Annotated in this window: 22 protein-coding genes; 4 read left to right on the forward strand and 18 right to left on the reverse strand. The window is 27.8% G+C overall.

Translation table 11 applies throughout. The annotated features are described in order from the left end of the window. Positions 1–24: 24 nt before the first annotated feature. The 9 genes from LXN10_RS09350 to LXN10_RS09390 form a co-directional block, all read right to left on the reverse strand. A complete protein-coding gene (locus tag LXN10_RS09350; RefSeq protein ID WP_375722771.1) occupies positions 25–1251 on the reverse strand; it encodes a tetratricopeptide repeat protein in 1227 nt (408 codons plus the stop codon). Further along, positions 1248–1841, reverse strand: a complete 594-nt coding sequence (locus LXN10_RS09355) for an energy transducer TonB (protein ID WP_375722772.1) — start codon at positions 1839–1841, stop codon at positions 1248–1250. Before LXN10_RS09355 ends, LXN10_RS09350 begins: the two co-directional genes overlap by 4 nt. A gap of 1 nt (position 1842) precedes the next feature. Then, positions 1843–2250, reverse strand: coding sequence for an ExbD/TolR family protein (locus tag LXN10_RS09360; RefSeq protein ID WP_375722773.1), 408 nt, complete (start codon positions 2248–2250; stop codon positions 1843–1845). A gap of 1 nt (position 2251) precedes the next feature. Next, the gene (locus LXN10_RS09365) at positions 2252–2770 is read right to left on the reverse strand and encodes a MotA/TolQ/ExbB proton channel family protein (RefSeq protein WP_129100531.1); all 519 of its coding nucleotides are present in this window, start codon (positions 2768–2770) and stop codon (positions 2252–2254) included. 1 nt (position 2771) lies between these two features. Beyond that, the gene (locus LXN10_RS09370; protein ID WP_375722774.1) at positions 2772–4085 is read right to left on the reverse strand and encodes a MotA/TolQ/ExbB proton channel family protein; all 1314 of its coding nucleotides are present in this window, start codon (positions 4083–4085) and stop codon (positions 2772–2774) included. Then, positions 4082–4831, reverse strand: coding sequence for a DUF3450 domain-containing protein (locus LXN10_RS09375; RefSeq protein ID WP_375722775.1), 750 nt, complete (start codon positions 4829–4831; stop codon positions 4082–4084). Before LXN10_RS09375 ends, LXN10_RS09370 begins: the two co-directional genes overlap by 4 nt. Positions 4832–4916: 85 nt before the next feature. Then, positions 4917–6476 (reverse strand): PepSY domain-containing protein, encoded by a 1560-nt coding sequence (locus LXN10_RS09380; RefSeq protein WP_375722776.1) that lies wholly within the window; start codon positions 6474–6476, stop codon positions 4917–4919. A gap of 1 nt (position 6477) precedes the next feature. After that, the gene (locus LXN10_RS09385) at positions 6478–6771 is read right to left on the reverse strand and encodes a hypothetical protein (RefSeq protein WP_375722777.1); all 294 of its coding nucleotides are present in this window, start codon (positions 6769–6771) and stop codon (positions 6478–6480) included. A 37-nt stretch (positions 6772–6808) separates the two neighbouring features. Beyond that, the gene (locus tag LXN10_RS09390; protein ID WP_375722778.1) at positions 6809–9088 is read right to left on the reverse strand and encodes a TonB-dependent siderophore receptor; all 2280 of its coding nucleotides are present in this window, start codon (positions 9086–9088) and stop codon (positions 6809–6811) included. A gap of 197 nt (positions 9089–9285) precedes the next feature. Here LXN10_RS09390 and serS point away from each other — a divergent pair, with 197 nt between their 5' ends. Further along, positions 9286–10530 carry a serine--tRNA ligase gene (serS, locus tag LXN10_RS09395; protein WP_375722779.1) on the forward strand — a complete coding sequence of 415 codons (1245 nt, stop codon included), beginning with the start codon at positions 9286–9288 and terminating at the stop codon, positions 10528–10530. A 25-nt stretch (positions 10531–10555) separates the two neighbouring features. On the opposite strand, the gene LXN10_RS09400 is transcribed toward serS, so the two are convergent. After that, entirely contained in the window at positions 10556–11149 is a 594-nt protein-coding gene (locus tag LXN10_RS09400) for a helix-turn-helix domain-containing protein (protein WP_375722780.1), read from the reverse strand. A gap of 217 nt (positions 11150–11366) precedes the next feature. Between LXN10_RS09400 and LXN10_RS09405 the strand changes: the two genes are divergently transcribed. The 3 genes from LXN10_RS09405 (at position 11367) to LXN10_RS09415 (ending at position 14348) form a co-directional block, all read left to right on the forward strand. Beyond that, the gene (locus LXN10_RS09405; RefSeq protein ID WP_375722781.1) at positions 11367–12503 is read left to right on the forward strand and encodes an NAD(P)/FAD-dependent oxidoreductase; all 1137 of its coding nucleotides are present in this window, start codon (positions 11367–11369) and stop codon (positions 12501–12503) included. A gap of 13 nt (positions 12504–12516) precedes the next feature. Continuing rightward, a complete protein-coding gene (gene ald / locus LXN10_RS09410) occupies positions 12517–13623 on the forward strand; it encodes an alanine dehydrogenase (RefSeq protein WP_375722782.1) in 1107 nt (368 codons plus the stop codon). Positions 13624–13718: 95 nt separating this feature from the next. After that, on the forward strand, positions 13719–14348 hold the full coding sequence (locus LXN10_RS09415) for a LysE family translocator (RefSeq protein ID WP_375722783.1): 630 nt from the start codon (positions 13719–13721) through the stop codon (positions 14346–14348). Positions 14349–14363: 15 nt separating this feature from the next. Here the strand turns inward: LXN10_RS09415 and LXN10_RS09420 are convergent, their stop codons facing one another. The 8 genes from LXN10_RS09420 to LXN10_RS09455 all read right to left on the reverse strand — a co-directional run bounded on the left by LXN10_RS09420 (position 14364) and on the right by LXN10_RS09455 (position 23386). Beyond that, entirely contained in the window at positions 14364–16604 is a 2241-nt protein-coding gene (locus tag LXN10_RS09420; protein WP_375722784.1) for a methyl-accepting chemotaxis protein, read from the reverse strand. A 21-nt stretch (positions 16605–16625) separates the two neighbouring features. Beyond that, entirely contained in the window at positions 16626–17990 is a 1365-nt protein-coding gene (locus LXN10_RS09425) for an L-serine ammonia-lyase (protein WP_375722785.1), read from the reverse strand. A gap of 35 nt (positions 17991–18025) precedes the next feature. Then, on the reverse strand, positions 18026–18640 hold the full coding sequence (locus LXN10_RS09430) for a LysE family translocator (protein WP_375722786.1): 615 nt from the start codon (positions 18638–18640) through the stop codon (positions 18026–18028). Between the two features lie 16 nt (positions 18641–18656). Then, complete coding sequence (locus LXN10_RS09435; protein WP_434056568.1) at positions 18657–19403, reverse strand: amino acid ABC transporter ATP-binding protein; 747 nt, start codon at positions 19401–19403, stop codon at positions 18657–18659. Positions 19404–19418: 15 nt separating this feature from the next. After that, positions 19419–20498, reverse strand: a complete 1080-nt coding sequence (locus LXN10_RS09440; RefSeq protein WP_375722787.1) for an amino acid ABC transporter permease — start codon at positions 20496–20498, stop codon at positions 19419–19421. After that, positions 20498–21679 (reverse strand): amino acid ABC transporter permease, encoded by a 1182-nt coding sequence (locus tag LXN10_RS09445; protein WP_375722788.1) that lies wholly within the window; start codon positions 21677–21679, stop codon positions 20498–20500. The genes LXN10_RS09440 and LXN10_RS09445 overlap by 1 nt, the downstream gene beginning before the upstream one ends. Positions 21680–21761: 82 nt before the next feature. Continuing rightward, positions 21762–22778, reverse strand: coding sequence for an amino acid ABC transporter substrate-binding protein (locus LXN10_RS09450; protein WP_375722789.1), 1017 nt, complete (start codon positions 22776–22778; stop codon positions 21762–21764). Positions 22779–23005: 227 nt separating this feature from the next. Further along, positions 23006–23386, reverse strand: coding sequence for a chaperone NapD (locus tag LXN10_RS09455; RefSeq protein WP_375722790.1), 381 nt, complete (start codon positions 23384–23386; stop codon positions 23006–23008). Position 23387 lies beyond the last annotated feature (1 nt).

A 23387-nucleotide genomic window follows, 5' to 3' on the forward strand; every position in this document is an offset into this window, starting at 1 on the left:
TAAAATATGTCCGTTTGTGATTAATCATATTTTGTAACCTAATTGTTTGATGATTTTTTTAGCCCTTGCATGTTCAAACTTATTTAATAGAGCTTCTTTTAGGTATTTTTTTGAAAAATCTTCTTTTTCTAACTCATAATAAGAAAGGGCAAGTAAGATGTTTTTTTGCCCATCATTTTTTGAATTTTTTTTGAATTCTAAATTTTCTAAAGTTGAAATTACTTTTTTATAATTTGACTCATTGTAATAAATATTTGCTAATAAAATTTCATAATATTCACTTTTTGCATTTGCATTTGTATTTAAAAGTTTTATGGCATGTTTTATATTTTTTGCATTTAAATGTGAATTAATTAAAGTTTTAAAATTTGATTTATTATCTTCTAAAATTCCTTTTTTTATACCATCTTCGATTAAAAGTGCTGCTTTATTATATAAGTCATTTTGTAATAATAAATTTACAAAATATTGGATATTGTTTTTATGGTTAATTAGTCCTCTGTCATAGGCTAATTCTAAGGTAGAGAGCATCTGTTTTGAGTCATTTGTATTTTGATAAATCAAAACTAATTGCATCCAATACTCTTCTTTTGATTCAAAATTATTAATCATATATTTAATAATTTCAATAGCCTTAGGATATTGTTTTAATTCAAAATAAGATGAATACAAAATTTTATACCAAGTTTCCAAATTTGGTTTACTTTTATTTTTTTGATTTTCTTTTGAATCTTTTAAATACTCTTCTAATAGTTCCTTCTTGTATTTAATTACTTTCTCGTCATATACAATACTTTGTTTATATTCTTGTGCATAGTAGTATGCTAAAGCTAAATTCTGATAAATGAGTTGCTTATTAATATCTTTTGATTCTAATAATTCCAATGAATATTTAATGCTTTCTTTATAGAGAGTTTCAGATAAATATAATTGAGATAAAACATATTTAACTCTATTTATTTCATTTGGTTTAAAAACATTTAATTTAAGTATTTTTTCATAATTTGAAATCGCCTCTTTATATTTATTCTGTTCTAAATATATACTTGAATAGCTTTGTAAAGCATAGGATTTAGTAATAGCATTTGTATCTTTTAATAATGGTTTTAAAAGATTAGATGCTTGTTTATAATCTTTTGTTTCAATAAGTTTTTCTGCTTCTTGAAGCTTTTTAAAGTTTGCACTTGAAAGAGTCTCTTTTGCAAAAGATGATAAAACTAAAATAGTTAAAATTAAGATTATTTTTTTCATATTGCTAACCTAAAATTAAATTTTATAGTGGCAGTTTTTGAGTATTCACTTCTATTAAACTTCCATCTTTTAATTGCGCTTATTGAACTATGCTCAAAAATACCTTCCGGATTGGATTCTAAAACTTTTACATTAGAAACATAGCCATCTTTACCAATATCAAAAATTAATTTGACATAACCTTCTTGTTTTCTAGATTTTGCTTGTCTTGGGTACTTTGGATTTACTTTTTTTAAAGGGGCTAAAGTATTTGCATCTAAAATAACTTTAGCACCAGATAGTGATGATATTTTTGATATCTCGATTTTTTGCTGAACTTTAAAAGGAACAATTTTCACATTTTTTTCAGGTTCTGTAGAATATTTTTTAAGAAATTTTGGTTTTTGCTCTAGTTTTTTAACTTTTGGCTTTTCTTTAATTCTTTTTTTTCTTTCAATATTTGTATCATCTTTTTCTCTTAAATAGACTAAATGTCGCAATTGGGTAGGTTCTTCAAATTTTTTATTATTGCTATTTGTCATTATAAACATACCAAAAAATAAACCAAGACAAATAATAATAGACAAACTTAAAGCTAAAAGAAATCGCATTTTAGTTATCTCTTAGTGTAGAAATTGAGATATTAAATATACCTGCAAGTCTTATTTGATCCATTACTTTTACTAAGATACCAGTTTTAGAATCTACATCTGATTGTATTACAACAGAATTTTGAGAATTTAGGGCTTTTAATCTCTCAATATTTGCTCTTACTGAACGAATATCTACCATTCTTTTATCAATCCAGATTTCATTATTGTTTTTTATAGCTATTAGGATATTTGCTTTACCTTTTTGCTGTGCTGATTTTGCACTTGGACGATTTACTTCAATACCTGTTTCTTTAACAAAAGAAGTTGTAACAATAAAAAATATTAACATAATAAAAACAACATCAAGCATTGGAGTTAGATTGATTTCTGTTTCTTCTTTATATTTATGTTGTGAAAATCTTCTCATATTATATCACCTTGGAGAGTTCTAGTTCGAATTTTTGTATTTTATATCTAATTGAAAGTTCTAGTTTCTTTTCAAATAAAATACCACTAAGTGCTACAGCCATTCCTGCCATTGTTGGAATAGTAGCCATTGATACACCATTTGCCATAGATTTCACATCACTACTTCCTGTAATTGCCATAACATCAAATACTTCAATCATCCCAGTAACTGTTCCTAATAGACCAATTAAGGGGCAAACCATAATCATAGTTTTGATTAAATCAAGACCTGATTTAAGTTTAAAAGATGAACTATGAAGAAAATATCTTTTAATCTCATCTTTAAATTTAGTTTGAGAAGGAATATCCTCTAGTTCTTTTATAATCGCTTTTTTTTCTTTTTTATATGTAAAACTAACATAAACATATCTTTCAATTAATAATGTCCATAAAATAATTGCAAGAAAAAAAACAAAATATAAAACTAAACCTCCCTTATCAAAGAAAGAGAATAAATCATCTATATATAAATCAATCATATTACTTCAATGTTTTTGCTAATAATCCAATACTTTGTTCTTCTAATATAGATACAAGTTCTTCTGATTTTGAAGAGATGTATGTATATGCAAAAAGAAGTGGTATTGCTGTAACTAATCCTAAAACAGTAGTAATCAATGCAGTTGAAATACCACCTGCCATAAGTTTTGGATCACCTGTACCAAATAAAGTTATGGCTTGAAAAGTTGCAATCATCCCAGTAACTGTTCCTAATAATCCCAATAAAGGAGTAACAGCTGCTAGAAGTTTTACAAAACTTTGCCCTTTTTTTATTTGTGTTGTTTCTTTTAAAATGGCTTGTCCAATTTTAATTTCTAAGTCATTTATAGAATCATTTGAATTTTTATAAAAAATATGTGCAATCTTTCCTAATGAATTATCTTGATTAATTTCAGATATATTTTTCATTTGTTTTTTGATTTTTATTGAACTAATATTTAATACAATCATTTTAAATAAAGCAAAAAGTAAACCTAATGCTCCTAATATCAAAATAATATATCCTACAATCCCACCTTGTGTGATTCTATCCATTATGGTTGGATTATTTGCAATCATTTCAAAAAGTGTACCTCTTGTTGGATCAATAATGATATTTGAAATTTCATTTGATGATTCAAAATCTTTTGCTAATTGAACAGCAGAACCACTTGGTTGAACAGTTAACTCTACTAATGATTTCATGTCATTTGAATAAGTTAAATACTTACCATTTGAAGTTGCAGCAAATAAGCCCACTCTAGTAACTTTTTCTTTTGTTTTTTCTCCTGATGCTAAAATCACATCAGCATCGTATTGTGCGATATTTCCACTTTTGATTATTTCATCTAACATAGAGTGCCAAAATTCTTTTAATTCTTGGATATTTGCAAGTTTTTTAGAATTTGATAATTTTAAAAACTGCTCTTCTTTATTTGAATCTTCAGATGCTGTTAGTGAACTTTGGAAGTTAATTAAAAAATCAGAAGAAGTTTGTCTAACACTTCCAAATATTTCGCCTAAATTAGCTGCTTTTATTTTAAGTTCTTCTTCTTTTTTAGCTAATACTTTTTCTTTTTCATCAATTTGTTTTTTTAATTTATCAGTTCGTAGTTCTTCTTTTTTAAGCTCTTCTTCTGTTTGAATAAGTAATTCTTTTTGTTTTTCTTTATTATCAATAAATGTTTGTAATCTCTGTTTTTCAGCTTGCATTTCTTTTTTTGAATCATTTTGAACACTTTGTAAAAGTGAAGTTAAGTCCATTGAAAATGATAATGTACTAAAAAGTGTTAGAGTAAGTATATATCGTATCATTTTGCTTCCTTTTTAGCTAAGAAGGGTAAATTTAATAAAGTAACATTCCCTTGTTTTTTTGCAATTTTTATAGCTGTTCTTATATTTGACTTTGAAGTGCTATCTGTGATTTCTTCCCATTTATTTGTTTCTTTATTAAAGTAACCATAGTTTTTCAAATCCAAACTTTGATAATATAAGGCAACTCTTCCAAGACGCAAAATGTTGTAGCTTGTATTTCCTATTTTTTCTTGATATGCTTCTATTGTTTTTGCATAATCATATTCTATTTTAAAAGCTTCAAGAATAATTCTAAATTTTTCATTTGTTTTTATATCTGCTTTTGTAAGACTATCTTCAAGTCTTTTTACCCTATCTTGTCTTTCTTGTAGTAAAAAGGGTGTATCAGACTTAATTAATACTTTTAAAGAACTAATCATCTCTAACATTAAAGGGTAGATATTCTTTTTTGTTTGTTCAATATCAATGAGCTGTTGGTCCATACTTTGCAGCTCTTCTTTTTGAGATACAATGATTTTTTCTAACTGCTCATTATATTTCTGAGTATTTTTTAATTGTGCAGTTTTTTGTTTATATTGATCAAAAAGAGTTTCTCGTATATCCTCATTTTTATCAATTTTTTTCTGATAAGACTTTAGTGTATTATTACTTTTTTGTATAACATCAAGAGATTTATCTAAATCTGAAGCAAAAAGCCCTGATGATATAAAAGCAAAGAGTATAAGACAATTCAATGGTTTAAACATTATTTTCCTTTTTTGTTTAAATAATGAGAATAGTAATCAAAATTAATTTAAATATTGATTAAACTATTCTTACTCATGGTAATTACTATTTTTTTATTTCTTCTGTTTCAATAAAAAATTTTGTGGGAATTTTAAATGAAAGATAAATTAGTAATACTCCTAAAAAGAATAAAACTAAATCAGTAAAGAAAATCTCATTTAATCCTAATGAAAAAGATTTAAATAGATTAAATCCACTTGTAAAGTTATGAGAAAGTGTTGCAATTATAAGTAACAAACCACTAAAAAACAGACTATGCTTAGTCACTTTATATAAAGATGAGATAATTTTTATGTAAATAAATATAAGAATAAATACACTATAAAATAAAACTTCTTGTACATTGTAAAGAGTGTTTAATAAATTAAAATACATATATTGTTTTGGAATTAACCAAGTTGTTGCAAATAATAAACTAGCACTTATTAATGATCCTAAAACAACTGTATAACTCAATGGTTGTAATACTTTGTATGTAAATTTGTCTTTTTTTGCTCTTTGCATCCATAATAATAATCCTACTGTAACACCAAATAAAATTGTAAAACAAATAATTGCAAAAATAATTCTTGGAATATCACTAAAAGTTCTTATAAAATGTAAATAAAATACTGAATCTAAAGTTTTTTCAGTGAATGTTCCATCTTGTGCACTCTTTTTTGAAATAATTTCTGCGTTGGTTCCGTTTAAGACAACATAGCTTTCATTGTATACAGAACTTATAAAAAATGATTTAGGTTCATATCCTATAAATTTAACCCTTGCATTTATATCATCAAGGTTATATATCTGTATGGCATAAAAAGAGATATCTGAAAATGAGTCCTTTGCTTTTTTATATAAAGTATTAATATCTAATGTTTTAACTTTTTGCGATGGTTTATATAATTTTAAATCTTTATCAATTAGAATATTTTTTTCTACAGCTAAAAGATTTGATGTTTTTGAATCAGTCAAATAATTAGTCATAACTGGAGTGCTATAAATTCCTAGATTAAAAAGAGCTCCTGTTAATCCAAACATAAAAACTAAGGGTAGGGTATATAATAATAAAAGTCTGTGATATTTAGCAAAAAAACCTTTTAGATTTTTAGTCTTTTTGTTTTTATAATTATTTTTTATGATTAAAAATACACCACTAAGGCATAAAAAGACAACAGCAACTGCTGCAAAACCAAAAATCATTTGAGCAACTAAAGATTTGAAAATACGACCATAATGTATTAGTTCAAAAAACTTTGAAATAGTAAAATTTTTTGGTTTGATTTTTTTACAGGTATTTGGATTTAGGTAAAAGTTTGGTCTATTATTTACTTGAATTAAGTTATTTGATCTAAACTCTTTTGCTGGTAATATTAGTTTTATAAAGTCATTTCTCATAACTTTACCATCTTCACCAACATATTTTCTTTTTTTTATTTCTTTAATGCATTTTTCGAAATTTATATTTTGAATCTCTACATTAGAAATATGTTTTTCTTTATCTTCCCAAAAAGAAACATAAGGTCTAAATATAGTCAATATTCCAAAAAATATAGAAATAAAGAAAAACAATAAAACATTTATACCTATTAGTTTATGTATGTTAAATAATCTTTTATTCATTTTAATCCAATCCGTAAATAATGAAAAAGAGCAATATAAAAGGAATAAAAACTTTTAATAATGCTTCAATTTTAGTTTTTGATAAAACAACCCATAATCCAATAGAAGACCAAAGTATTGGTAATAGTATAATTGCAAGTACGATGTTTTCAAATATTGAGAAGTTTAATAATTGTGCAAACTTTATTAGTAATAAGTAAGCAACTGCAAGGGAACCAAATATAGAACAAAGTAGTCTTATTGTTCCCAAAGAAGCATTTGTATCTTTTTTGAATAAGTTTTTAATTATAGTCATAATAGTTTCTTTTCAATGGAAGAGTTTAACTCTTCCATTAAAATTTATATTTTGTAGTTAACATAAATGATCTACCAGCTGTTTGGGCACTTTGTATTGAATTGTTATTTAACCTAGCTTCTTTATCAAATAAATTATAGATATTTAAAGAGATATCCCAATTATCGTATTTTGTTGCAATTAGAGCATCAACAATTGTATAATCATCCACATCATAAAGTTTTTGAGGTCTACTTGGTAAATTAAATTGATCAACACTTAAGGCTTTTGATTTTCCTATATATTTAACTCCTGCACCTATTTTAAAATCACCTATTGGAGTTTTAGGGAAAGTATAATCTGTCCATAATCTTACAGAATAATTAGGAATATCAGCTAAATCTCTTCCCTCATAAGCATGATTTGCCATATTTACTTCTTTTCCAGTCATTTTTGAAAATGAAAAAACAGTATTTAGATTTTCTGTAGGACTTGCAAGAATATTAAACTCTAAACCTTTTACTTCTGCATCACCTTGTTGGATACTATATCCTGTATGTCTAGGATCACTTTGTACTATGTCTTTTTCTTTTAAACTAAATACTGATATTGTAAATAAAGCATCTAAATTATTTGGTTTATATTTAATTCCTGCCTCAACTTGCTCACCAATAGATGGGTCAAATGTTTTACCATCAAACCCTGAACCAATATTACTTTGAAAAGAAGTAGAATAAGAAACATAAGGAGTAATCCCATTATCAAACAGATAACTTAATCCAAATCTTCCTGAGATATTATTGTCACTTTGTGAACTTTGTGTATCTGTAAGATGGTCTGTTTTTTTCTGTCTCAATTTATCATATCTTAGAGAAGATGAGATAATAAAATTATTATATGTTTTTACTTGACTTTGCGCATATAAACCTGTTTGAAAAGACTTTTGATTAAAATTATCAGTATATGTATTTGAGGCACTTGGAATACTTGTTGGTCGTCTATTTACTAAATCATAAGAATACTCAGTTTGTTTTGTTGTTTTTCTATCATAGTCTGTATATTGAAAATCTAATCCTACCAATGAAGTATATTCTGCATTTTTAGTTTTTGCTGTATATTGTAGATTATTGTCTGTTGCAAAAGTCTTCATCTTAGATGCTATTTCAATGTATGCCAAAGGAAATTGCGTTAAATCTGGAGATGAGTTCTGCAATAAGGGATTTAATCCAGTAGCTGATGGTGTTGAATAGTTATATTTTCCATCCATTTTCATAAATCTAATATTTGAACGAAACTTTAAATCATCATTAATATTGTTTTTATAAACTGTTGAAATAGATTTATGTTTTTTTTCAAAGATTTCCTTATCTTTTAAACCAATAAGTAAATCACTAGGTAGATTTAAAGCATTAACTGTGGCAGCTGAACTTCTTATGTTATCATCATAGGCTGTCGTAAGGCTCATCCCAAGACTATTAAGATATGCTCTTATAGTTGAGGCTTTGTCTGCAATACTATTTTGATAATTTAGTATACTTTTAGAACCACTAAAACTCATTCCCAAACCTTTGATTTGGTCTTTTGCCACTGAAGCAATAACATCGATTGAACTATTATCATTAATATAATATGTCAATGAAGGATTAAAAAAGTATGATTTATTTGTTGAATCTTGTAACTCATTATCACCTTCTTTATATTTTCCTGTCAATCTAAATAGAGTTTTTTCATTGATAGCATCACTTATATCTGCAAAAACAGATTTATTATTATTTGAAGCATATGAGATACCTATTTCTTTTAAAGGTTCTATTGTAGGAGTTTTACTTTGCATATTTATAAGACCACCAGGACCACTCGCTCCATAAAGTACAGATGCTGGACCTTTTAATACTTCAACTCTCTCTAATGCATAAGGATCAATATTAGGTATTAAATGACCAGCATGAAGTAGTTTCATACCATCTAAAAATGTAGATTTATATAAATAACCAATACCTCTTAGTTTCCCATAATTTGTTCTATGATCACCATTTTCACCATATGGTTGAGTAACGGCTGATACATAAGAAGTAGCATTTTGAATGCTTTGTGCACCAATAGTACTCATCATATCATTTGTAATGACAGATACCGATTGTGGTATTTCTGTAATATCAATGTCCATTTTAGAACCTGTCGAACTTTTAGTTGCAACAATACCTTTTAATTGTCCATAAGCACTTTCTTGATATCCAATAACATCTTGTGTAATATCTGAAGATGTATCTTCTGCTAATGCAATATCTAAGGTGCACACAGTTATCAAACTTGCACATACTAGTTTACTTAATTTCATAGTTTACCTTTAATAATATATGATTTTGAGAATAATAATCAAAATTTATTTAATTTTGAATTAATTATTTATTAATCATGACAAGGAGAAAGATTAATTAAGGCTATATTTTATAAGTTTAATTTGGTATTGGATATAATTTCCAAAATTAAAAAAGATAAAAGATATCTTAAAAATAAATATAAGAAGTAGAGAAGATGATTGATATTAAACTATTACAAAAAGATTTTGATGAAGTTGCAACAGCTTTGAATAGAAAAGGTGTTAGCCAAGATATTTTAGATAATTTAAAAGCTCTTTCAGTTGATGCAAAAGCAAAAAGACAAGAGATGGAAAATGTTACTGCTGAGCAAAACACTTTATCTAAAGACTTTGGAAGATATAAAAAAGAGGGCTTAGATATTGCACCTTTACAAGAAAATATTAACAAACTTAAAAATCAAAAACAAGATCTAGAAGAGAAAGTTAGAGTTTTAGAAGAAGAACTTTCATCTGTTATTTTAGGTGTTCCAAATATGCCAGATAGTGATGTTCCAGATGGTGCTGATGAGAATGAAAATGTTGTATTAGAAACTATTGGAGAGAAACCAAGTTTTTCTTTCGAGCCAAAAGAGCATTGGGATTTAGGTGAGAGTAATGGAACACTGGATTTTACAAGAGGTGTAAAACTTGCAAAATCAAGATTTACTGCTATGAGAGGACAAGCTGCAAAATTAGAGAGAGCACTTATTAACTATATGCTTAGCTTCAATGCAGAGCGTGGTTTTGAAGAGTGGTATGTTCCTTTTATGGCAAATACAAATGCTCTTCAAGGAACTGGGCAATTACCAAAATTTGGTGATGATTTATTTAAAATTGAGGGTGAGGATTTATATTTGATTCCAACTGCTGAGGTTGCTTTAACAAATCTTTATAATGATGAAATTATTCCAGTAGAGGAGTTACCTTATCTTATGACTTCTTATACTCCTTGTTTTAGAAAAGAAGCTGGAAGTGCAGGAAGAGATACAAGAGGACTGATTCGTCAACACCAATTTGATAAAGTAGAAATGGTAGCTATTACTACACAAGAGCAAAGTGAAGAAGTTTTTGAAAAAATGGTTTCTTGTGCAAGTGATTTATTAACTTCGCTTGGTCTTGCTCACCAAAAAGTTATGCTTTGTACTGGAGATTTAGGATTTAGTGCTACAAGAACTATTGACTTAGAAGTTTGGTTACCAGGACAAGGAAAATATAGAGAAATATCCTCTATTTCTAATACAAGAGATTTCCAAGCAAGACGAGCAAAAATTAGATATAAAGATGGTAAAAAAAACATTTTAGCTCATACTTTAAATGGTTCTTCATTAGCTGTTGGAAGAACACTTGTGGCTATTATGGAAAACTATCAACAAGAAGATGGAACTATTACTATTCCAGAAGTTTTAAAAAAATATATGTAAAAAGTAGAAATCTATTTTCTACTTTTTAAAAAGAAACGGGAGTAATTACAGATAGATAAGAGGCTTTTTTTGAACTTCTATTTTCTATTTTGTGTGGAATTTCAGGATTAAATCTTATACAATCACCCTGAGATAAGGCAAACTCTTTTTCATTTAAAGTAACAACAATCTCCCCTTCTATCACATAATCACACTCTTCACCACCTTTAGTGTGGGGAATTAAGTGTTCAGTTATTCTATTTGGTTCCATATTTACTTGCAAAAATTCAATGTCACCTTGTAAATCAGGAACAAGCAATTCACAAGTATATTGGGGATCAGGGAAAGATATTTTTTTTCTTTGGTCTTTTCTTACAACATAAGAAGTTTCATTGTCCAAATTTTTTGGTCTTGTGGCTAAATCACTATCTTCACTGTTTGTAAATAAATGAGCAATAGTTACACCAAGAACTTTTGCAATCTTTCTTAAAGTTTCAACTGAACCTTGTGTTGATCCACTTTCTAAAAGTGAAAGCATCCCATATGAGATACCAGCATCTTTTGCTAGTTCTTTTGCATTCATCTTTTTTTCTTTTCTAAGAAATTTTATTTTTTTACCAACATTGAATTCTTCAGTCAAAATCTACCCTTTAAGTAATAATTTTTATTTTAACATAAACTCTCTTAACCAAATAAAGTAAATTATTTAATCTAATTAAATAATTTAAGTAAAATTTGTATAAATCTTATACAAAAACTTGATTAATATCATAAAATATATGTTATTATTTAATTATATTAAAATATTTAACTAAAAATATATTTATTTTAATATAATTAACATAAGTGGATTAAAGATGTTTAATAATATTAAAAAGAATGTTGTAATTATAGGTGCAGGTTATAGTGGTATTTCATTGGTTGAGAAAATCAGTAACAATAAAAATCTTGAAGTAACTTTAATAAATAAAAATCTATATCATTTACATCAAACTGATATTCATAAATATATAAGTGGACAATGTGAATTAGAAGATATATCTTTTAACTTAGAGATATATTGCAAAAATAAAAATATTAATTTTATTGAAGCTTTTGTTGAAGATATTGAATTTAAAACTAAAAGAGTAATTTTAAATAATAACAAAAATATAAAATATGATTATTTAGTTATTGCAACAGGAAGTGCTTCATTCTTCCCAAAACAAATAAAAAATATCCAAGAATATGCAGCTGATATAAAAGAGTTAAATATATTAAAAGAGCAAAGAGCAAAATTTTTAGAACTTTTAGATTCAAAAGAGCAAGGCAAAAATATTGCAATCATTGGTGGTGGATTATCTGGTGTTGAGATTGCTTTAGAATTTGCAAACATGATTAAAAAAAGAGCTTTATCAAATAAAGATTGTCAAATTTCTTTAATTGAACAATTCCCCAATGTCTTGCCAAATATGAACTCTTTTTTAGTAAATCAAACAAAAAAAGCATGCGATAAACTAAATATCAAAAGATATCATGGGGCATTTGTTAATGAAGTGAAAGACAAGAAGATTTATTTAAGTGATTCTACTGAAATTCCATTTGATATGGTACTTTTTTTAATAGGAGTTTCTAGTGAAAAATTATCAAATGATGAAAGTGCACAAACAAATATTAAAAATCAATTTGTAGTTGATGAATATTTACGACTTGCAAATCATAAAGAGGTTTTTGTTATGGGAGATGTGGCAGAAACTAAAGATAAAAATGGAAATTATGTTTTACCAACAGCACAAATAGCAAAATTGCATGCAAATATAGTTGCACAGAATTTATTAAATTCTATAGAAGGAAACTTATTAATTAAAAATAAATCACAGACAAAAGGAGTTATGGTAGATTTGGCAAATAAAAATACAGTAGGAATAGTTTTAGGTATAAAAGTAAAGGGCTTCATAGCTTACTTTTTAAAAAGATATATAAGTAAAAGACACACAAAAATATTTAATTATTAAAAAGGATAAAAAGATGAAAATAGGATTAGTAAAAGAGGTTAAAGTACATGAGTATAGAGTTGGTTTAACACCTGATGATGTTGCTACATATGTAAATAATGGACATACAGTTTTTGTTGAAATTGATGCGGGTATTGGGGCTGGATTTGAAAATGAAGAGTATGTAAAAGCTGGGGGAACAATTGTTGAAGATAAACAAAAGCTTTTTGATGATTCTGAAATGATTGTGAAAGTAAAAGAGCCCTTGCCAGAGGAATATGACTTTTTCCATGAAGGTCAGATCTTATATACTTATTTACACATTGCAGCTGATAAACCACAAGCTGAAATGTTATTGTCTAAAAAAGTAAAAGCAATAGCATATGAAACTATTACATCTGCTGAGGGTGGATTACCTTGTCTAACTCCTATGAGTGAAATAGCAGGAAGACTTGCAGCTCAAGAGGGTGCTAAGTATTTAGAAAAACCATTTGGTGGAAGAGGAGTTTTATTAGGTGGAGTTCCAGGAGTTCAAAGAGGTAATGTAGTAATCATTGGTGGTGGAATCGTTGGGCTTAATGCTTGTAAAATGTGTGTTGGACTTGGTGCAAATGTTACAGTTATGGATATTTCAGCTTCAAGATTGGCATATTATGATGATTTATTTGGTTCAAAAGTAAATACTCTATTTTCAAATAGATCAAATATCTTAAAATCAATCAAAGAAGCAGATTTAGTAATAGGGGCTGTTTTAATTCCAGGGGCTGCTGCTCCTAAACTTATCTCTAAAGATGATTTAAAACTTATGAAGAAAAATGCAGTTGTAGTTGATGTTGCAATTGACCAAGGTGGTTGTTTTGAAACTTCAAAAGCTACATATCATGATGCTCCAACTTATGTTGTAAATGATGTATTACATTATTGTGTTGCAAATATGCCAGGGGCTGTTTCTTTAACTTCTACTTTAGCATTAACAGCAACTACGCTAAGACATGGTTTATCAATAGCTAATAAAGGTTTAGAAAAAGCTCTTGCTGATGATAAACACTTATTAAATGGACTTAATACTTATGATGGGAAATTAACAAATGAAGCTGTTGCAAAAAGTTTAAATATTGCATATGAACCTGTAAATTTCTAATTTAACTATAAATTTTTTAAAGTCAATAATTTATATTATTGGCTTTAATTTAATAATACTTCTGTATAATTTTTCCTTTTTAAAAAAGGACTTCCATGTTTGATTATATAAATATATCAATTTTAGCAATTTTTATACCAACTTTCTTTTTTGTTTCAATTACTCCAGGAATGTGTATGACTTTATCTTTGAGTATGGGTATGAGCATTGGTTTGAAAAAAACAATGTATATGATGGTAGGAGAGCTTTTAGGAGTAGGCTTAGTTGCTACTTCTTCAGTTATTGGTGTTGCTACTATTATGCTAAGTCATCCAACTATTTTTTTAGTTTTAAAATATTGTGGAGGAGCTTATTTAATATACCTAGGTGTAACTATGTGGTTATCAAGAGGGAAAATGGCTTTAAATTTAGAATCGTGTAGTTTTAATGTTTCTAGAAGAAATCTTGCTATTCAAGGTTTTGTAACAGCAATTGCAAATCCAAAAGGGTGGGCTTTTTTTATTGCTTTATTGCCACCATTTATTGATGAAAACTTAGCTTATATACCTCAATTAGCTGTTTTGATATTTCTTATACTTTTACTTGAATTTTCTTGTTTGATTATATATGCCACAGGTGGAACTACTTTAAGAAAGTTATTACAAAACTCTTCAAATGTAAAACTATTAAATAAAATAGCTGGTTCTATGATGATAGGAATAGGAATTTGGTTAGCTTTAACCTAAATCCCTATTTAGAAATTATTTTTTCCCTGTAAATTCACTTTCATTTACATTTTCTACAACTTTATTAGCAATTTCTTTAGTGTCATTTGAAATTTTATTTGTCTCTTCTGCTACTTGAGCATTTTCTTGGGTGAATTTATCTAGATTATTTATAGTTTCACTAATACTTATCATCGCTTCAGTTTGCTCTTTTGCACCACTTGCAACATCATTTATGATTATATTAGTTTCATTTATTTTATCTTCTAGTTTTTCAAAACCAGAAATCATACTAGTACTAATCTCTTTACCTTCTAGGGTTTGTTGACTGGCTGATTCAACTAAATCTTTAATCTCACGAGCTGCTTCTGCACTTCTTGATGCTAGATTTCGCACTTCTTGTGCAACAACTGCAAATCCTTTTCCAGCTTCTCCAGCAGTTGCTGCTTCAACGGCAGCATTTAGTGAAAGAATATTTGTTTGGAAAGCAATTTGATCAATTAAGGCAATTGATTCATTGATAGTTTGAACTTTTTCATTTATTTGATCCATTGCTAAAACAGTTTTATTAGCAAGGTCTTTACCCAAGTTTGATGATTTTTGAGTTTCAGAAGAGATTGTAAACATATTTTGTGCTTTTTGGCTAGTTTGATTAACATTAGCTGTAACTTCTGTAACAGAAGCTGCCACTTCTTCTAATGAAGCTGCTTGATTTGTAGCATTTTTACTTAAAACAGTAACATTAGTTGATAACTCACTTGCTGTATCTCTTAATTTTAATCCATCTTCTTGATTATTTAATAACATGTCTGTAATAATACTATTCATTATTGCAATTTCATGACCAACTTTACCATTAGCTTTTTTATTAAGATTTTTTGTAAAGTCTTTTTTCGCATACTGTTCTAATACAGAACTTAATTCATTTATATCTTTTCCTACAAATTCTTCTAAATTGTGTAGCATATTATTAATAAGATCTTTTAATTCATTTAAAGATGAAGTATTACTTGTAGCTTTAATTCTATTAGCTAAGTATCCTTTACTTATATCATTTACTACTTCTTTTACATTTGAAATTAGATTTTTATCTTCTGTCAAATTAGCCTTTGTTGCTTCAATATTTTCATTAATAACTTTTGCCATATTACCAATTTCATCATTACTTTTAATATCAATTTTTGCAACATCATCTTTTGTATGGTTTAAATATGCAAAAAATTCTAATAAACCATTTTGAAATTTTAGTAATGGTTTAGAAACCATTTTATTCATTAAAATAAAAATTACACCTTGTAAAAGTAATGTTAAAATAATTGTAGCAATGATAAACATTATTTGAACTTGCTCAGATATTGCTAAAAACTCATTTTCATTTGAACCTACAACAATAGTCCAATTCCACTTATCATAAGTATTAAATGCTGCAATTTTTCTGGTGGTTTTATTTTTTTCAATATAATTATAATGTATAACACCATTTTTATTTTTTAAAATTTCTTGAATAAAACTTTTATTATCTGCATCTTTTAAATTAAATACATTTTTACCTTCTAAAGATTTATGAAGAATTAAATTACCTTTGTTATCAAGAATATAAATATATCCTGTATCTCCAATAATTACTTTCTTTAATTCTTTTTTTAGTATTTCCAAACCTTTTGTAAAATCATATCCAATATATAAAGCCCCAATAATTTTGTCATTTTTTATAATAGGTGAATAAATAGACATATATGTTTTTCCAGCGATTTTCTCTAGTCCTATATATTTTTCTTTATTTTCAATTTTTTTGTAAGTTTGTCCATTTGGGTCAATCTTATTTACTAAAATTCTTTCACCTTTTTCATTTAATATAGAAGATGAAATATTAATATATTGATTTTTATCTTTAACATATACTGCTGAAACTTGGCCTGTTAATTCTTTAAAACGGTCAACTCTATCATAGGTTTTGTTTAATCTTGCAAATCCATCGTAAAGTAGCAAGGTTTCAACTCCATTTATTTTAACAGTATCTGTTCCTCGTATTCTTAAGTTTAAAAAAGATTTTTGAAATACATTAAAGAGCACTAGGGCATTTTCTTCCAATGAATCATTATATATTTTTGTTGTTTGAAGATAATCACCTGCTTGAGATTGTAAGTTTATTTCTAAATCTTTTATGATTTTTGTCTTAATACTATTTATCATAATAACAGTAAAAATAATCATTACAGTTACAAGGGTGATTCCAATTAAAATCGAAATCTTTTTATTTATTGAGTTATTTATCATTAAAAATCCTTAAATTTTTTATTAACATTCAACATAGTGAACAGCAAGTCCACCTTTTGATGTTTCTTTATATTTTTTTTTCATATCTTTCCCTGTATCGTACATAGTTTTTATCACTGAATCTAATGAAACATAATGTTTTCCATCAGAGTTTAATGCCATTCTTGCAGCATTTATAGCTTTTATTGCACCCATAGCATTTCTTTCAATACAAGGTATTTGAACTAAGCCACCAATAGGATCACAAGTAAGTCCTAAATTATGCTCCATACCAATTTCTGCTGCATTTTCAATTTGCTCAATACTTGCACCTAGATATTGTGCAAGACCAGCTGCTGCCATGGAGCAAGCGACACCAACTTCACCTTGACAGCCAACATCCGCACCTGAAATAGAGGCATTCTTTTGGTATAAAAGTCCAATAGCACCAGCTGTTAATAAAAAGTTGATTACAACTTCTTTTTCATCTTCATTATCTTTTATTAAAAAATGAGTAATATAATGCATAACTGCAGGAATAATTCCAGCAGCACCATTTGTAGGTGCTGTGACTACTCTTCTTGTACTTGCATTTTCTTCATTAACAGCAAGTGCAAAAAGATTTACCCAATCCATAGAAATTAAAGGATCATTTTCTTGTTTACTTTTTAGTTTTGTATAAAGTTTAAATGCTCGTTTTGGAACATTTAATCCACCAGGAAGCATTCCATCAGCTTTTAATCCATTTTGAACACACTCTTTCATAATTTGCCAAATTTCAAGTAAGTCATTTTCAATGACTTCTTTTGATTTAAGTACTTTTTCATTCTCAAGGATTAGTTCATTAATATTTAAAGAGTTTTTTTTACAAAGATGTAGTAGTTCTTTTGCACTTGAGAAAAAGTAGGGTAGTTGTCTAGTCTCTTTTATTTTATTATTAATTTCATCTTCACTAATTACTTCTCCACCACCAATTGAATAATATGTTTTATTAAATAATTCGTATGAATCTTGATAAATAGTTAGTTTAATTGCATTTGGATGGAAGGGTAGAGGTTTGTTTTTGTATAAAATAAGGTCATTTTTAAATGAAAATTTTATTATTTTTTCATTTTGTAATTTAATTGTAGAATCTTTTTTTATTTCATTTATTATTTTATCAATATTATTGATATCTACACTTTTTGGAATATTGCCTAATAATCCTAAAATTACTGCAACATCACTTTGATGACCAACTCCAGTTGAACCAAGTGAACCAAAAAGTTCGATTTTTATTCTAGTAAGATTATCAAAGAATTTTTCTTCTCTTATTTTTTCACAAAATCTTTTTGCTATTAACATAGGACCTACTGTATGGGAACTTGAAGGTCCTATACCTATTTTAAAAAGATTAAAAATAGTCATTAAAATAATCCTATGATTAGAAATTTATTAAGTCTTTATGCCTTAATAATTAAAGCGCCACCAGCTGTAATCATTACACTACCAGCTGCGATATTCATTTTTCTTTTTGCTTTTTTACTTTTGAATAAACTTCTTGCACCACTTGCACTATATGCATAAAAAAGCATTACTCCACTTAGTATAAAAGTTACTATAAGTGAAATTATAACAATGTCAAGTGTGCTTAAAGTTTGTAAATTTACAAAAGTAGGTAAAAACCCTAAATAAAATAGTATAACTTTTGGATTACTTAATGTTATAAGAAGTCCTGTTATAAAATTTTTCTTCCATGATAATTCCAGTACAGCTTTTACATCTGTATCTTTTTCTTTTGAAGTCAATATCTTATAACCTAAAAAAAGAAGATATATCCCACCTAAATATTTAACAAGTATAAAAAAATCACCTAAAATAGATGCAATTGCATTAAGTCCAAATATTGCTAATAATAAGAAAATAATATCACCAAATACAATTCCTAATACAACAAAAGCTGCATTGGAAAAGCCTGAAGCTAATGCTCTAGAAATGGTAGCAAAAACTCCAGGACCTGGAGTAATTGCTAATAAAAACATTGCACTTGCAAATGCAATTACATTTAATAAGCTCATTTTTATTCTCGTATTTTTAGTGGTCTAAAATTTGCTCTAAAAACTGTTTTAATCTATCAGATTGAGGATTATCAAAGAACTCAGTTGGAGTATTTTCTTCTACTATTTGTCCAGCATCCATAAATATAACTCTATCTGCAACTTTTTTTGCAAATCCCATTTCATGTGTTACACAAACCATTGTAATACCATCATCTGCAAGTTCAGTCATTACATCTAGAACTTCACCAATCATTTCAGGATCTAGTGCTGATGTTGGTTCATCAAATAGCATGATTTCAGGGTTTATACACAAACATCTTGCTATTGCAACTCTTTGTTGTTGTCCACCAGATAATTGATTTGGAAATTTATGTGCTTGTTCTGCAATTTTTACTCGCTCTAAGTAGTGCATTGCAGTTTCTATAGCTTGTTTTCTTGGAGTTTTTGTTACCCAAGTTGGAGCTAAAATTAAATTTTCCAAAATTGAAAGATGTGGGAAAAGATTAAAATGTTGGAATACCATTCCAACATGTGTTCTTATCTCTCTAATTCTTTTTACATCTTCAGTCATTTCTAATCCAGCAACATACATTTCACCCTCTTGAAAGGCTTCAAGTCTATTCATACATCTAATTGTTGTAGATTTACCAGAACCTGAAGGTCCACAAATAACAATTCTCTCACCTTTTTTTACTCTTAAATTAATGTCTTTTAGTACATGGAAATCTCCATACCACTTGTTAACATTAGTCATTTCTATCATATAATCTAAATTACTCATAATCTTTTCCTATTCTTATTTATGATCTGTATTAAATCTGTTTTCTACTGATTGTGCATATTTCGACATACTAAAACAAATTATCCAATAAATCATTGTTACAAAAACATAACCTTCTGTTTCAAATCCTAACCAATGCGGATCTGATGTTGTTAATGTTACCATTGCTAAAACATCAAATAATCCAATAATCAATACAAGCGTTGTATCTTTAAATAATGCAACAAATGAACCAACAATATTTGGAATTGATATCTTTAGTGCTTGCGGTAAAATAACTAAGCCCATTGCCTGCCAATATGAAAGTCCAATTGAATCTGCTGCTTCATATTGTCCTTTAGGAATTGCTTGTAATCCACCTCTTATAACTTCTGCAAGATATGCAGCTTGGAAAAGAGTAACACCTATTAATGCTCTTAATAACTTATCAAAAGTCACACCTTCAGGGAAAAATAAAGGTAGAATTACAGATGACATGAATAACAGAGTAATTAAAGGTACACCTCTAATAAATTCAATATATAAAACACTTATTGTTTTTATAATAGGCATATTTGATTGTCGTCCAAGGGCAAATATAATCCCTATAGGAAAAGACACGACAATACCAACAGATGCAACAACCATAGTAAGCATTAATCCACCCCATTTTGTTGTGGGAACTACTTCTAATCCTAATCCACCATGAATTAAAATAAATGAAGCAATAGGGAACAAAATAAGTATAGTTGCTCTTACTTTTATGTGTCTAATTTTTTTAAATAATACTATTGAAGCTACAAATAAAGCTAAAATAAGATTAGGTCTCCAATATAAATCTTCTGGATAAAAACCATAAATAAACTGATTGAATTTTTCATAAATAAAAATCCATCTTGCCCCATGTTTAGTTATCTCTTCTTTTGTCCCAGTCCATGTTGCATCAAAAATCATCCAATTTAACAATGGTGGAATAATATAATAAAGTAAAACAAGAGATAAAATAGTTAGAATTGAACTAATTGGTGATGGAAAAAGATTTTCTTTTATCCATTTAATAGGTCCACTTACTCCTAAAGGAGCCGGTCTTGTTTCTAATTTTTCATAAATTGCCATTATCTCTCCTTTATTTGTATTTTTGCATTAATAAAATTCATTATAATAGATATGAATATACTAATTGTTAAATACACAGCCATTGTCATTAAGATTATTTCTATAGCTTGACCAACTTGATTTAGTGCAGTTCCTGCAAATAGTGTTACAAGTTCTGGATATCCAATTGCTGTTGCAAGTGATGAATTTTTCATTAAATTTAAATATTGATTAATAACTGGAGGAATAATAACTCTTAATGCTTGAGGAAGAACAACTCTTCTTAGGATAATATGGTTTTTTAATCCTAATGAATTTGCTGCTTCTTTTTGCCCTTTTGGAACAGCTTCAATACCTGCTCTTACCGCTTCTGCTATATAAGTAGCGGGATAAATACTAAGTGCAAAAGATAAGGCTAAAAGTTCAGGTGTCATAGTCCAACCACCAACAAAGTTGAAGCCTTTAAGTGCTGAATACTCTAGTGTTGCAGGAGAACCACTAACAAAATAAACTAAAACTGGACTAACAATTAAAATAACTAAAGAAGTCCAAAAAACTGGAAATTCTTCACCTGTTTCATCATGTTTCTTTTTTGCCCATTTTGCAAGATAAACAACTGCTGCAATTGCAATAAAAAATGCAATTATTACAGATATAAAACCACTTTCTAAAATAGGTCTTGGGATATATAATCCTCTATTATTTAAGAAAAATGCATCCATATAAGACATGGATTGTCTGGGACCTGGGAGTGCGGCTAATACAACATTATACCAAAATAGTATTTGTAACAGTATTGGAATATTTCTAAATGTTTCTACATATACTAAGCAAAGTTTAGAAATCATGAAGTTTTTTGATAATCTACCAATTCCAACTAATAATCCAATTATTGTAGAAAAGAATATACCAATTCCTGATACTAAAAGAGTATTTAATATACCTATAACAAATACTCTTGCATAAGTATCTGATTCTGTATAGGGAATTAGTGTTGATATGATACCAAATCCAGCTTCATTACCTAAAAAGTCAAATCCTGTATTAATCCCACGTTTTTCAATGTTAACAAACATATTGTGCAAAACATAATATGTAAATAGAAAAATGGCTGCAAGAGCTAATATTTGATAAATAATTGCTCTAATCTTTGGGTTATTGTAAAAAGCGACGCCTTTTACTATTTTTTTGTGTTCTTTCATTCTTTCACCTTATAATGAAAAAAGGGGAAGTTATTCTTCCCCTTTTTTTTATTAAATAATTTTTGTAAATAGTTTACTTAGATTATCTAATAGGTGCTCCATATTGAAGACCACCATCTTTCCAAAGTTTATTCAATCCTCTTTCAATTTTTAAAGGTGAATCTTTACCAACATTTCTATCAAATGATTCTCCATAGTTTCCAACTTGTTTGATAACATTGTATGCCCATTTTGGATCTAATCCAAGGTTTTTACCAATATCACCAGTTACACCAAGAAGTCTTTGAATATTTGGATTTGTACTTTTTAACATATCATCTACATTTTTAGAATTAACACCTAAATCTTCTGCATTTAACATTGCGATTTCAGTCCATTTTACGATATTGAACCATTTGTCATCACCTTGTCTAACTACTGGTCCTAAAGGTTCTTTCGAAATGATTTCAGGAAGTACCATTGCTGAACTTGGGTCTTTTAATTGAGTTCTTAATGAATATAATTGTGAAGCATCAGAAGTTAAAGCATCACATCTACCTTCTTCAAAACCTTGAATTGATTGTGCTGATGTATCATAAGTAATAGGAGTATAGTCCATTTTGTTTGCTTTGAAATAATCAGTTAAGTTAAGTTCAGTTGTTGTTCCTGCTTGGATACAAAAAGTTGCTCCACTTAATTCTTTTGCAGATTTAATACCTAATTTTTTTGATATTAAGAAACCTTGACCATCATAGTAATTTACACCTGTAAAGTTTAAACCTAATGAAGTATCTCTTGTAGCTGTCCAAGTAGTATTTCTAGCAAGTAAATCAATTTCACCACTTTGAAGTGCAGTAAATCTCTCTTTTGCATTTAAATGAGCATATTTAACTTTTGACGCATCACCTAATACAGCAGCAGCAACAGCTCTACAAACATCAACATCAATACCTTTCCAAACCCCATCTGAATCCGGAGCAGCAAAACCTGGAAGACCTGTGTTTAGTCCACAACTTAATTTTCCATTTTTAATAGTTGTATCTAATGTATCAGCAGATGATACAGTTGATGCAATAGCAAGGGCTGCAATACTTAAAGATAGTGTCTTTAGTAGTTTCATTTTTAATCCTTTTTGTTAATTGTAAATTAATATTTAATTCATAAAAATTTTACTTGAGAATCGTAGCATTATAATAGCAGAGCTGTATATTTTTTAACCAATTTTACATTTTATTGGGTAAAATTTGTGATTATGACATAAAATCAATATTTACCCACTTTTTACCCACTTTTTCTAAAAAAAATTTAGGATTTTTAATATTGTAAGAAAAAAAGTAACAAAAAGTACTATTTATCTTCTAGATGTTTTGAGAAACTGTACAAATCTTTTTTCTTTAAATCTCCATTATAAACAATTTTAGAGGGGTCAACATTGTCATCTTTTAACATATTTGGAACAGCATCTGCATTATTTAGTACTTTTATATTTTCATCAAGTTCATCTTCACTATAAGCCATTTGCATATCAGCACTTATAACATGAGGAATTGCTTCTATTACTTTTAGCTTTTCTAACTCCTCTTTTACACTAGCACCTTCAATAGTTATGATAACTCTTCCTTTTTCATCATGCATATGATAATCACAAGCTTTACAGTTTTTTAAATCCTCTATCACTTGCTCTAAATATTTTGGTAGTGTTTGAACTACTATACTTGAAATGTTCATT

It is taken from the genome of Arcobacter iocasae, from assembly GCF_042214795.1.
GTDB lineage: Bacteria > Campylobacterota > Campylobacteria > Campylobacterales > Arcobacteraceae > Arcobacter > Arcobacter iocasae.